This is a genomic window from Paenibacillus sp. JZ16, assembly GCF_015326965.1.
Classification (GTDB): domain Bacteria; phylum Bacillota; class Bacilli; order Paenibacillales; family Paenibacillaceae; genus Paenibacillus_AQ.
The window spans coordinates 1,974,260-1,985,867 of record NZ_CP017659.1; the positions used below are offsets into that span (position 1 = coordinate 1,974,260).

The 11,608-nt window shown below is 47.6% G+C and carries 17 protein-coding genes; 8 read left to right on the top strand and 9 right to left on the bottom strand.

The features are described from left to right. Positions 1-194 precede the first annotated feature (194 nt). The 3 genes from BJP58_RS08830 to BJP58_RS08840 all read left to right on the top strand — a co-directional run bounded on the left by BJP58_RS08830 (position 195) and on the right by BJP58_RS08840 (position 2,882). Positions 195-404 (top strand): DUF5316 family protein, encoded by a 210-nt coding sequence (locus BJP58_RS08830; protein ID WP_194543609.1) that lies wholly within the window; start codon positions 195-197, stop codon positions 402-404. Between the two features lie 83 nt (positions 405-487). After that, positions 488-658, top strand: coding sequence for a hypothetical protein (locus tag BJP58_RS08835; RefSeq protein ID WP_194543610.1), 171 nt, complete (start codon positions 488-490; stop codon positions 656-658). A gap of 250 nt (positions 659-908) precedes the next feature. Continuing rightward, positions 909-2,882, top strand: a complete 1,974-nt coding sequence (locus tag BJP58_RS08840; protein ID WP_194543611.1) for a stalk domain-containing protein — start codon at positions 909-911, stop codon at positions 2,880-2,882. Positions 2,883-3,167: 285 nt separating this feature from the next. Here the strand turns inward: BJP58_RS08840 and BJP58_RS08845 are convergent, their stop codons facing one another. Together BJP58_RS08845 and BJP58_RS08850 are read right to left on the bottom strand one after the other, a co-directional pair. Continuing rightward, the gene (locus BJP58_RS08845; RefSeq protein WP_233355008.1) at positions 3,168-3,275 is read right to left on the bottom strand and encodes a YjcZ family sporulation protein; all 108 of its coding nucleotides are present in this window, start codon (positions 3,273-3,275) and stop codon (positions 3,168-3,170) included. Between the two features lie 206 nt (positions 3,276-3,481). Then, on the bottom strand, positions 3,482-3,736 hold the full coding sequence (locus BJP58_RS08850; RefSeq protein WP_071220029.1) for a helix-turn-helix domain-containing protein: 255 nt from the start codon (positions 3,734-3,736) through the stop codon (positions 3,482-3,484). A 178-nt stretch (positions 3,737-3,914) separates the two neighbouring features. Between BJP58_RS08850 and BJP58_RS08855 the strand changes: the two genes are divergently transcribed. Continuing rightward, on the top strand, positions 3,915-4,586 hold the full coding sequence (locus tag BJP58_RS08855) for a tetratricopeptide repeat protein (RefSeq protein ID WP_071220028.1): 672 nt from the start codon (positions 3,915-3,917) through the stop codon (positions 4,584-4,586). An 82-nt stretch (positions 4,587-4,668) separates the two neighbouring features. On the opposite strand, the gene BJP58_RS08860 is transcribed toward BJP58_RS08855, so the two are convergent. The 4 genes from BJP58_RS08860 to rpiA form a co-directional block, all read right to left on the bottom strand. Then, complete coding sequence (locus BJP58_RS08860; protein ID WP_194543612.1) at positions 4,669-5,304, bottom strand: GDSL-type esterase/lipase family protein; 636 nt, start codon at positions 5,302-5,304, stop codon at positions 4,669-4,671. Between the two features lie 128 nt (positions 5,305-5,432). Beyond that, positions 5,433-5,864 (bottom strand): GNAT family N-acetyltransferase, encoded by a 432-nt coding sequence (locus BJP58_RS08865; protein WP_071220026.1) that lies wholly within the window; start codon positions 5,862-5,864, stop codon positions 5,433-5,435. Positions 5,865-5,894: 30 nt separating this feature from the next. Continuing rightward, positions 5,895-6,344, bottom strand: a complete 450-nt coding sequence (locus BJP58_RS08870; protein WP_071220025.1) for a MarR family winged helix-turn-helix transcriptional regulator — start codon at positions 6,342-6,344, stop codon at positions 5,895-5,897. A gap of 49 nt (positions 6,345-6,393) precedes the next feature. Continuing rightward, on the bottom strand, positions 6,394-7,110 hold the full coding sequence (rpiA, locus tag BJP58_RS08875) for a ribose-5-phosphate isomerase RpiA (protein WP_194543613.1): 717 nt from the start codon (positions 7,108-7,110) through the stop codon (positions 6,394-6,396). An 88-nt stretch (positions 7,111-7,198) separates the two neighbouring features. Here rpiA and BJP58_RS08880 point away from each other — a divergent pair, with 88 nt between their 5' ends. Beyond that, complete coding sequence (locus BJP58_RS08880; RefSeq protein WP_194543614.1) at positions 7,199-7,396, top strand: hypothetical protein; 198 nt, start codon at positions 7,199-7,201, stop codon at positions 7,394-7,396. A gap of 383 nt (positions 7,397-7,779) precedes the next feature. Here BJP58_RS08880 and BJP58_RS08885 read toward each other — a convergent pair whose 3' ends face one another. The 3 genes from BJP58_RS08885 to BJP58_RS08895 form a co-directional block, all read right to left on the bottom strand. After that, complete coding sequence (locus BJP58_RS08885; protein ID WP_071220022.1) at positions 7,780-8,355, bottom strand: macro domain-containing protein; 576 nt, start codon at positions 8,353-8,355, stop codon at positions 7,780-7,782. Between the two features lie 69 nt (positions 8,356-8,424). Then, the gene (locus BJP58_RS08890; protein WP_113057284.1) at positions 8,425-8,856 is read right to left on the bottom strand and encodes a hypothetical protein; all 432 of its coding nucleotides are present in this window, start codon (positions 8,854-8,856) and stop codon (positions 8,425-8,427) included. 57 nt (positions 8,857-8,913) lie between these two features. Beyond that, positions 8,914-9,537: a TraX family protein gene (locus BJP58_RS08895; RefSeq protein ID WP_194543615.1), complete on the bottom strand. Its 624-nt coding sequence runs from the start codon at positions 9,535-9,537 to the stop codon at positions 8,914-8,916. A gap of 218 nt (positions 9,538-9,755) precedes the next feature. Here BJP58_RS08895 and BJP58_RS08900 point away from each other — a divergent pair, with 218 nt between their 5' ends. The 3 genes from BJP58_RS08900 (at position 9,756) to BJP58_RS08910 (ending at position 11,595) form a co-directional block, all read left to right on the top strand. Then, complete coding sequence (locus tag BJP58_RS08900; protein WP_194543616.1) at positions 9,756-9,929, top strand: glycine zipper domain-containing protein; 174 nt, start codon at positions 9,756-9,758, stop codon at positions 9,927-9,929. Between the two features lie 112 nt (positions 9,930-10,041). Further along, positions 10,042-10,731: a helix-turn-helix domain-containing protein gene (locus BJP58_RS08905; protein ID WP_194543617.1), complete on the top strand. Its 690-nt coding sequence runs from the start codon at positions 10,042-10,044 to the stop codon at positions 10,729-10,731. A gap of 273 nt (positions 10,732-11,004) precedes the next feature. After that, on the top strand, positions 11,005-11,595 hold the full coding sequence (locus BJP58_RS08910) for an IS3 family transposase (protein WP_267907880.1): 591 nt from the start codon (positions 11,005-11,007) through the stop codon (positions 11,593-11,595). Positions 11,596-11,608: the final 13 nt, after the last annotated feature.

Genomic DNA, 11,608 nt, shown 5'->3' on the forward strand with positions numbered 1-11,608 from the left:
ATCCCTGTAACGGCAATGTCTATTACAGGGATTTAGTTCTTTTTTTATGTTGAGCCGCTAAACGAGATGAGCGGCTTTTTGTCATATCAATTGCTGCTTCTAGTCAGACGATGCATTTACCTGTGTAAAAATGCATAACCATTCCCTCTCAGCAAACGTTCTAACAATAAAGGGCATGATGGGGGGAACAAGTGATGAACTTGTTTTTATATGCAGGATTGGCTTGCCTGGCGATTGCTGGGCTTCTATCCGGAGCGTTTATTACTACGGATTACCATCAAAGAGACTACTTCTTTACTGAACCCAAGGACAACCGCGCATCCAGGGAGAAAGTATCCATCTGGTTCTTACTAGCCGGTTTCGTATTTCTTGCGGTCGCCGGCATTGTGTATTTGTTCCGCTAGGGTTGACACTGTGAACATTTGCTCGCGACCCGGCGCACGAATAGTGGGACAAAGACACCCATTTCAAGGGGAGGAACTGATTCATGAATCGTTTCATTAGCCATGAAGATACAGAAATAGAACGAACGAGAATGAAATATGCCTGGATCGCTTTAATCTCTTTTCTTACGTTCAGGAAATTCGCCATAATCGAAACAGTGAAGAATGATTTATACGCGGCTTTATTGCTGTTGAGAGGAACTGATATTACATAATCAAGTTTCTGCCACCAATGATCCCCACCGTAATCTCTCAACTAAAACACCGTTAAGGTCAAGGCAATTCAACAAACAATCACGAGCTTAACCGACAAAACGTCCCCAGATATCTATCGGAGGGCGTTTTTTTGCTCCCTTTTTTATCCATAGCACCACGCGACAATTGCAGGAATAGCGTAAATTTTGTCGAATCAATTAAGCTGTTTGAAAAATATTCCTAATTGTATAGTAAAGAGAGGTCATGTAAGTGAGAAGAACGTTGTATGTTCTCGTATTATTTACCATGCTGGCGGGACTTGGTTTTGCAGGCACGACGCACGGGATCGCTTCTGCCGAAGAGTCCAGGCTCCAGATCAGCGACATTGCGGGAAGGAACACCTACCTGATGAGCGATGGCTCCATGTGGTCCCTGATCGACGGACGACATGCCATACGGACGCCGGGTAAAGTTGCAGCCATCAGCGGTTATGAATACGGAGGCATCGGCATGACGCAGGATGGGCGATTAGTGGAATGGGATATCGGCAAGGGACCCGAGGTCGTTCCGGGAACAAGCGGAGTGAAGCAGATAGCGGGTTCCTACTGGCTGAAGTCGGACGGCACCGTATGGGGCGGCTCGGAAAAAGCAAAAAACCTCAGCGGCATTTTGCTTATCGCCAATGCGGATCAAGAATTTGCCGCCTTGTCCTCAAACGGGGAGCTGCTATTAGAGGATAACTACAAAAAGGGACAATTCAAGAAGCTCGGTATCGTGGAAAACCCGGTCGGGGTCAAATCCATGACGGTTCACAGCGGGCGTGTTGCCCTATTGCGTGACAACGGTGACGTGGTGGTATACGAAACGTCCAACTTTGATGATAACGGGCGCATCATCCCGGTTACCGTCGCCCAGAACGCAGCTCATATCGTTTATGCATCCAATGAGCCGACGGATCTTCTGATTGTGACGCTCCAAGACGGAACCGTATGGACAACCGGAGTGTATAAAGACCGCTGGAAGCTCAAGGAGCAGGTCTCCGGACTAAGCGGGATCGTAAGAACCTCGATTTACGGAAATGCCGAGGATCTGTCGGAGGGGTTCTATGCTCAGCGTTCTGACGGAAGCTGGATACACCACACGAACGGGCAGAACAAATCGGTTGATGTGCCAGTCGTTAAGGCCTTATCGGTTTCGATATCCGAAGCCAAGCCTTATGTAGGGGATACCCTTGAAGTCAGTATCCAGGAGACTTACACGAACGGGGCCAAGATCAAAGTGCCGGTTAAAGATGCCCTGATCGATATAGAGAAGCCTTATCTGATGAACGTACAGAAGAACGGAATACTGAAGTCTGCGGGCGTTGGCAAGACACAGATTACGGTAACCTCGGGCGGTTTGTCCAAATCGATTACGGTATCGTCCAGCCTGCGCAACAATTTGAAATATGCGAAACAAGTAAACGGGAATATCATGGTGCCGGCCAAATCCGTCATCCAGGCACTGGGCGGCACCTATTCGGCCAAAAAAGGATCCGTGGAGGCCAAGTTTGGAGAGACCGTGCTCTTGCTCACGGCAGGCAGCAACCAGGCCAAGCTGAATGGCAGCCCGCTGCGCTTAAAGGCAGCTCCGATGACCGACAAAGGCGAATTGCTAATTCCAGCTTCCGTGTTATCCGATGTTCTGGGCGCGAAAATCGGCTGGGAAGCCAAGTGGAAACAAGCGAATATCTCCTTCGGGAGCGATGCAGTCATGACCGTTGTTTCCAATGAGACGGCTGGCTTGATCAAAAAAGCGATGCAGGGCAGCTTGGTTAAATTTATTGGTCGAACGTATTGGGTGAATGATTTCGAAGACTTGGAACGCTTCTCGAAATTGACGGTAACCGACATTTTGCCGGATGACAAAGGCGAATTCAATGTGATTTTCCAAACGGCTTCTGGAAAAACAGTGAAAAGCTATCCTATGCGGTCTTCGGAAGTAATGCAGCTGTTTGCGGACCGATCTTCCCTATTAAATTACGACCCTTACCAAAAATACAAATGGTCCGCATCGGTCTGGAAACAGATTAAAGCAGGCCAGGTTTCCCTCGGGATGACCAAAGAACAGGTGCAGCTGTCATGGGGAAATCCGGCGGCCAAGGACATTACCACTGGCGGCGGGAAAACCATTGAAACCTGGGGGTACTCGAATTTTGATATCGTATCTTTCGTTAACGGTAAGGTTATATTGATTATGATGTAGCATGAGTAGCACACCGGGGACAGAGGATGGACCCGGGTCCATATTCGTTCTCCCAAAAACAGACCACTCTTCTCGAGCGGTCTGTTTTTTTGGAGATTATTCTCATATGAGGTTAAACGTTAAACGATATTCATGACAAATCATTCACGCCGATACTCCCTTCATCATGAACAAGACCGCCCTAAGAAGAGGCCATGCCTCTTTTGGACGGTCTGTCGTTGTGACTGCTCAAGGTGCTCGGTATTTACTTATTGATTCAATTGGTTTGTTCGCTCAAAAGACGGATTAGATAAATGCGCGAGTAATGATCACCAACAAGATGAATAATACCAAAATAGCACCTACAGAAGAGCCATATCCATAGCCGCCGTAACCTTCTCCTACTCCGCTCACATGAATCCCTCCTTTTTTGAACATACCACATGTTATGTCGGTTCCGCTCAAATGAACTGGGCTGCCGCCTGTTCGGGATAAGATTAATGAATTGGCCCATGCATTCGAAAATCCCGGATACGACTATAGAGCATCACCCTTGATTCCCATATGAAAGAGGCATGGTGTAACGGTCGTTTACCACACCTCATGCGATCACTTATTGTCTATACCTGCGAAAGCTGTTCTTTTTCATCCCGCTCGGTGTCAGGATCTGAATATACAATTCTCCTGCGGCGATCGACCAAACCTTCTTCGCCCAACTCACGGTATTTGCGCATCCACACTTTCAGCCGTCCGATATCAGATATTTGTAAGGCCGATGCCACTTCTTTCTTAGTCATGCCCTCCAGCCGCATGGCGACTGCCTTTTTCTTCGTTTCAAAACTGTAATGATGGAATATTTGTCCCTTTTTCGCCATGATTATCACCTCTTTACTACCTTTATCGGCTATCATCGACCTTCTTTCAATACCTATGGCCTATTCCGACATGCGCATGTATTCAAGGTCTATGGAACCGATCGTATTTCCACCTAAATAAATCCATGTTATGGTATAATTTGTGTTACAACTTCACATAGAAATTGAGGGATCCCTTTTGTTTAAACTCATCATTTTTGGATTTCTGTTCTACATCTTCGGTAATCCGATTACGGCGATCCTGGTGCTGCTGCTCATCGTGTATGTGCTGGACCGCCGCTTCGTCGGGGTATTTCCCAGCGTGACAAAGCCAATTAAGCGCGCACGTAATATTTCCAAGCTGCGCAGACAGATTGCAGTTAGCCCCAGCGACGTTTCATCAAGGCACGAGCTTGCCAGATTGCTTCTGGAGCGACGTAAGTATGGGGAAGCCTTGAAGCTCCTTGAATCCATTGAATCCAGCTTGGAGGACTCCGCCGAGTTCTGGGACGATATCGGAAACGCACGGCTGCATACCGGCAGCATACCGCAAGGAGAGTCGGATATTATCCGGGCCCTGGAGATCAACCCGAGGGTCAAATACGGCCGGCCTTATCTTAGGCTTGCCGATGCATTTCGGGATTCGGATCGGGAGAAGGCGCTCCATTATTTAGAGCAGTTCCATTCCATTCACTCTTCTTCAAGCGAAGCCTTTTATTTGCTGGGATATATGTATCAATCGCTGGGAAGGACCGAGGATGCCAAGAAGTCTTATCAGGAATCTATGGATGTATACCGGTCACTGCCGAAATACAAAAAACGGCAAGAACGCAAATGGGCCGTACGAAGCTTTTTCAGGAAATTATTATAATTAATAAGGATTACATAAATCAAAGGGCGTCCCCTGGTCGAGAGACCAGGGGACACCCTTTTTTTCTTAAACATTCGATTGGTTATGCAAGCGGCTTGTACCCAAGCCGGTTTAATTGTTCCGCGATCACCCGGTACCCTCGGCCATTCGGGTGTAAACCGTCCACCGACATCAGTTCTTTCTCTCGGCCTGAAAATTGTGCGTAAATATCAGCTACTCGAAAATAACCATCACTTAGCCCCATCAAGTGCCGATTGAACCGAATCACGTATTCCGTTGCCTCCGTCCAGGCCGGGTATGGATTATACAGACCGATAGCGCGAATAAAATAAGGTTTGCTGACCGGAGTCTTTATTTTACGGATATGTCTAATGGTATTAGCCACATGATTCTGACATCGATACAAGGCAGCATCCAGCACCTCCCGATTCGGTGGGCCTCCCGTGGACTTTACCGCACGTATCAAGTCATTCCCTCCGATCGATATCGTGATGATCTGAGCCTGCTGCAGGTGAAAGCGATACGTAGGAAGCTGAACGACCCGATCGTATAACTCATCCGAGGTTAATCCATTGACCCCGAGATTCTCATGGGCCACGAACTGGCGAAGCTTCTCCTCCGCCATCCGGCGGTATAACGGAACAAAACCGCTGCCAGGCATCGCCCCAAACCCGAAGGTCAAGGAATCGCCGACAGCGGTATAATGGTACACCAACATGTTCACCCCCTGCCCCGCTCGTTACGACATTATATGAGGAGTACCCCCATTGCGAAACGGGTCTATTGTCTTGAATGGCAATTTTAATTCCACTCGAAGACGGCAAACATGCTTTGGATAAGAATAGCCTATTCTTCGGATTCCTCCACCTCGTAAATGCAGCGGAATCTTTCAACACCCGGATACTTTTCTCCCAGGCTGTACACCTCAAAGCCGATACTGCGGTAGAAGTTTACGGCATCTTCGTCCGTTTCGGCAATAACTCGGGCCGGCTTAGGCTGGACCTCAAGGAGCAGCTCCAAAATCAATCCTCGTCCATATCCCTTTCCCCGATTCTCCGGAAGAACGGCAAGATGCCGAATGGTAAGCTCGTCCTGGTCGACATCAAAACCGATGACTCCTAAGAGAAGACCGTCCTCTTCAAATCCAAACAACCGGCTTGGGCCCGTCTCATAAGCAGCAGCCGCCTGATCCACGGCTTCCGGATCCGGAAATACCGAGTAACTGAGCAGTTCCTTTACTTCGGGTTGCATCGCTTGCATCGTTATATCTTTAAGCATACATATCTCCAATCTAAAACTTCTATAGGTCTATAACATCTTCTCCGCACTGATCCCAAGCTTACGCAGCAGCATCGCCGCCTGCGCTCTCTCGTCTTCCGACAAGCCGCTAAGCACCTTAACCATCAATTCCTGATGCTGAGGAAAGATGGCTTCGAAGAATTCCTTTCCCTCTGCGGTAAGCTCAGCATAAATGACGCGGCGATCCTCAGCGGAAGCCCGGCGAACCAGCAGGTTTTTCTTTTGAAGCTTGTCCACCACGTATGTAATGTTACCACTGGAAATGAGCACCTTTTCGCCTATTTTTTGCAGCGGCTGCGGTCCTTTGTGATAGAGCACATCCAATACGCCGAATTCGGTGGAGTTCAATCCGTGACTATTGATGCTGCGATGCGAATGTGTCATCACTGCGTTATAAGCTCTGGCAAGGACAACCAGCAAATGTAACGGGGTATCCTCGTGTTCTTGAATATCCGACATATTTCACCCTCCGAAAGATATCATGTTATTAAGGTTAATGAACGCCGGATCAACTGTCAAATGTATTCTTTGCTTCTATGCTCCCGGAATGTAATATCCGTACCGTTCCATCCTGGCAGCCGATGATCGCTTGGTCAGCCATACCGATAAACAGCCCATGTTCAACCACGCCAGGAATGGCGCCTAGCCGAGAGCTCAATTCCTCAGGACGGGCAATATGCTGAAACCGGCAATCAGCTATATAATTCCCGTTATCCGTAACATAAAATCCCTCATCTTGCTTACGGCGGATCTCCACCGAACAACCAAGCTGGGCTAGTGACCGAACAGTCCACTCAAAAGCAAAAGGGACAATCTCAACCGGCAGCGGGAAAGTGCCGAGTTGAGCTACGGTTTTCGCTTCATCCGCCACAATCACGAGCCGTTCACTGTGAAAAGCCGTGATCTTCTCGCGGAGAAGCGCTCCGCCCCCTCCCTTGATTAAACGGAGCTGGTCATCCAACTCATCCGCCCCGTCAATCGTCAGATCCAAGCGATCGATCTGATGGATAGGCGTCAAGGATATCCCTTGTTCCATCGCCAGCTTCTCCGAGGTTTCAGAGGTAGCCACGGCCTGAATCGAGAGTCCGGATCGGACCATCTCGCCGATTTTGAGAATCGCGTAATAAGCGGTTGAGCCTGTGCCCAGCCCAATCTTCATCCCATCCTGGACATACTTGGCGGCATGCTCCGCCGCGATTTTCTTCATATTATATTCACTTTCCATGCGAATCCGCTCCTTCGTCTTAAGCTGAGTCAAATGCTATAATATGGGGTAAACAGATGGATTTCATACAAACGAAAGGATTGTACTTATGCGAACCGAGAACCAAATCAAATCCAAGATCAATGAACTTATGATGCAGAAGAAAAAGCTGCACACTCGCTTGACTGCTCTTGAGGAGAACAGTCCGGAGCGAGCCTCCCTTCTCAATCAGGAAACCCGCCTCGACGATATGATCACGATGCTGGAATGGGTGCTGTTTGAGCCAAGCGGTTCCTATCATATGTAAAGTCGACTGACAAACGGCAGGGGCGCTAACTGCGCCCCTGATTTTATTAATGAATCGCGGTCTGTCTTCCGGGAATGGAAGCACGGGCATTCCTGATATCGCAAGAAAAACTTCCTATAAACGCGGTCTGTCTTCTGAGAATGTGCGTCGATAAGGTTTTTCTTTAGATATCAGAAAGTTAAAACTTCGAAGCATGGCATTCCTGAATATCGCAAGAAAAACTTCCCATAAACGCGGTCTGTCTTCTGAGAATGTGCGTCGATAAGGTTTTTCTTTAGATATCAGAAAGTTAAAACTTCGAAGCATGGCATTCCTGATATCGCAAGAAAAACTTCCCATAAACGCGGTCTATCTTCTGAGAATGTGCGTCGATAAGGTTTTTCTTATACTTGCGCCTCCTTCTCCTGTGTGTACTGCTCAAGCCAATGGATATAAAGCTCTTCATTATCAGGAGAAAAACAAACGAAGTCAATCCGATCCAGGCGGTTATCCGGCAGATCCTCCTCAAGCAGCTCCGTAACCGCCTTTAACGCAACGTCACATGCCGGAGCCTTAGGATACTCATAGATACCCGTGCTTATATTAGGAAAGGCGATGCTTCTGGCACCCACCTCGATTGCAAGCAGGAGACTGTTGCGGTAGCATTCCGCCAGCGTATGCTCCTCACGCCGTCCGCCGCCCTCCCAGATCGGGCCGACCGTATGAATGATATGCTGGGCAGGCAGCCGGCCTGCACCGGTAATCACGGCATTGCCTGGCGGGCAGCCGCCTTGCTGCTTGCGAATTTCCATGCACTGCTCCATGATTTCCGGCCCGCCGGCGCTATGAATTGCGCCGTCCACGCCTTTTCCACCCAGCAGTCCCGAATTTGCAGCATTGACGATAATGTCGCCCGTCCATGTCGTAATATCGCCTATAAAGACGGAGACCGATGTCCTTCCGATTTTAAATGTTTTCATTTCGGAAAATCTCCTTTCGGTCTTTTATTTCTTTATTACCCCGCTAGTGGGTGGATTGACCCTGTTTGCCTATTCTGTTCTCGGCTTTTTTTTGGCAGCTGCAGACAGTCGGTCGGTCAAACTCTTCTCTTCCGGTCCTTGCAGCGCCTCCTCCACCGTGCGGTAGAACATCAGCGTGCCAGTGTCCCTGGCCTTCGTCAAATGATGAAGAAACACATTGCCGGCTTGCTCCAGCTTCAGATCCTCGGATGCATTCCTGACCCGGCAAAGATATACCTTCATCATCCCTTGCGGGTCGCGAAATTCCATGACGCCGATCGGACTCATCGATCTTTTGTCCTCCTCCGTGAACTGAGGCGTCATATAAACGGTATATTCCGAAGCAGGCGGAGGAATGTATGCTTCCCGTTTTTTATCCGCAATTAATTTGGAATTCATGAATGCGATGTAACCCGCCGCTGCGAACAATAGGATGCAGGCAGCCATTGCGATATTCAACATGTATGTCTCTCCTTGTATATAATCAATCCATCAACCGGTAACCTAAAGAGTGCATCTCTATACAATCACCCGTAATAACGCAATAATCAGTAAATGCAGAGGATAAAATGAACGCCATACCCAGCGACTCACCCGGATAGACTCCAGTTTCCTCCATGCATGCGGGCCATAAGCTATCACAGCCGTCGGGATGACGCTCCACATCTGCAGCTCCCAGTTATTAAGGAACCAGAATAACAGGTTCAGCACCATATGAAGCGGAACAAGCCAGCTGGCCTGAGCATATCGGAAAATCAAAATCAACAGCAGTCCGTAAGCTCCGTAATCAAACGGAAATTCACTCATTAGGGCACAGGCGGCAACAACAACCATCCACGATAACAGCTGGGATTCCGAACGTTCCAGCACATATAAAACGATAGCTCCAGCAACCAGGGTAATGACCACATTCAACCCTTCAGGATCCAGCGCAAGCTGATAGGGAATTTGGGAGATCACCGCAATAACGGCCAGCCGAATGATATACTTGGGTCTCGAAGAAGTGTAGCGGTGCCCCTGAACAAGAGCATAGACGTAGATTGGGAAAGCAATGCGGCCGATGATTCTCCAAATCTCCTGATGCGGAAAAAACACAAGCCCTACATGATCGATCAGCATCGTCAGCATGGCGATCCACTGCATGACAACCCCCTCCTCGCACTCGGAGATGTTGAATTCATATGTATTTCAAATCGATATATCTATTATGGGTTGCAACACTGGGACTTGCAAGCGAAGAAAACATGAAGCAGCGGATATCCGACATCCACGTCCAATATCCTCTATAATAAAAACAATAGCAGCTAGAGTAGGAAGGACGCTTGTCGGGATCAACAGATACAGATAGAGGTGACGGTCGTATGGAAAAGAAAAAGAACAACATGGCCCTTGGGATAAGCATGGGGGTCGGCGTTGGGGTAGCCATTGGTGTTGCCATGGATAATATCGCTATCGGCATAGCGATCGGTGCCGCCATTGGCATTACGTTTGGCTCGGCCATGTCAAGCAATAACAAAAAGCCCCCTAATGAATAAACAGAACTTCAAATAACAGTGAATAGACCACCCGATTCATTGATATGCTCCCATCATAGTAGACAGTAGAAAAAATGAAATTCTACTTCTACCTATGATGGGAGTTTTTGTAATGTCCAAAAGAAGCCCGATTTCATATGAAATCAAGATTCAGGTTGTGAGGCGTTGCTTGCAACATGAATCCAATCCTAACCATGAGGCAAAACAACTGGGGGTCCATAAAAACACGGTTAATGATTGGATAAGGAAATACAAAGTAGATGGAGAAGAAGGATTAAGAGAATCCAGGGGATGGAAATCCTACTCCAAGGAGCTAAAACTATCTGCCATTCAAGATGTACGCTCTGGAGAATACTCTGTACGAGCGGTGGTGAAAAAGTACCATATTTCGAGTAAATCTGTGTTAGAGAGCTGGATTTCCAAGTATACTGAAGGGGTGAAAATGAAACCAACTCGGAAAAGGATTGAACCCCCTCATATGAATAAAGGACGGAAAACGACTTACGAAGAACGTATTGAAATTGTACAATTCACCATCGCCCATGATTTAGATTACCAGAAAGTCATCGACAAGTACGGGGTCTCTTACCAGCAAGTGTACGCATGGGTTCGTAAATATCAAGCGAGTGGTCATGGAGCCTTAAAAGACCTCCGAGGTCGTAAAAAGCCGCTAGAAGAGCTAGACGAACAGGAACGGTTAAAGCTTCGGATCAAGGAACTCGAGGCACGAAATGAGCATTTAGAAATGGAGAATGCACTCGCAAAAAAGTTGACAGAGATCCGGCGAAGAAATACACGTTAACCCTTGTTCGGCATGCAGACATTTATCAAGCGATTACAGAACTGCATGCCGAGAAGGGATATGCGATCACCAAGCTCTGTGAGCTAGCAGGAATCGCCCGATCTGCCTATTATAAGTGGCTGAAATGGATCCCATCCGTCAGGGAACTTGAACATCTTGCACTAGCCAAGGAAGTCAAGCGTCGCTATGACAAACGAAACGGGATACTCGGTTATCGCCAAATGCGTACTCAGTTAAATCGTAAGCTTAAAAAAAGTTACAACCGTAAACGGCATGCGAGCCCTTGAATTAAGGGCAGTGATTCGCAAAAAACGGCCAAATTACATGAAAGCTCCAGCCCAACATATCGCTGAGAATGTCATGAACCGAAAATTCCAAGCGGAGGTCCCCAACCAAAAGTGGTGCACCGATGTAACAGAGCTAAAGTACGGAAATGGCCGCAAGGCCTACCTGAGTGCCATTATTGATGGATATGACAACTCTGTTGTTTCATGGGTGTTCAGCCATTCCAATAACAATGAGCTTGTCATGAATACGGTAAAGAAAGCATATAAAAGAAATCCGAATGCTACGCCGCTCTTGCACAGTGATCGCGGCTTTCAATATACTTCGCTGGAATACAGACAACTTCAAAAGAGATACAAGTTTACAAAAAGTATGTCTCGTGTAAGCCGGTGTTTGGACAACCAACCCATTGAACGATTCTGGGGTACCTTAAAAGCAGAAAGCTATTATCTGGAGAAGTACGATACGTATGACAGTCTCCTTCGTAGTGTAAGAGCTTATATCTATTATTACAATAATTTTCGATACACCGAACGACTAAACGGCTTATCCCCTAACGAATATCGACGAGCAGCTTAACTAAGAAAAATAA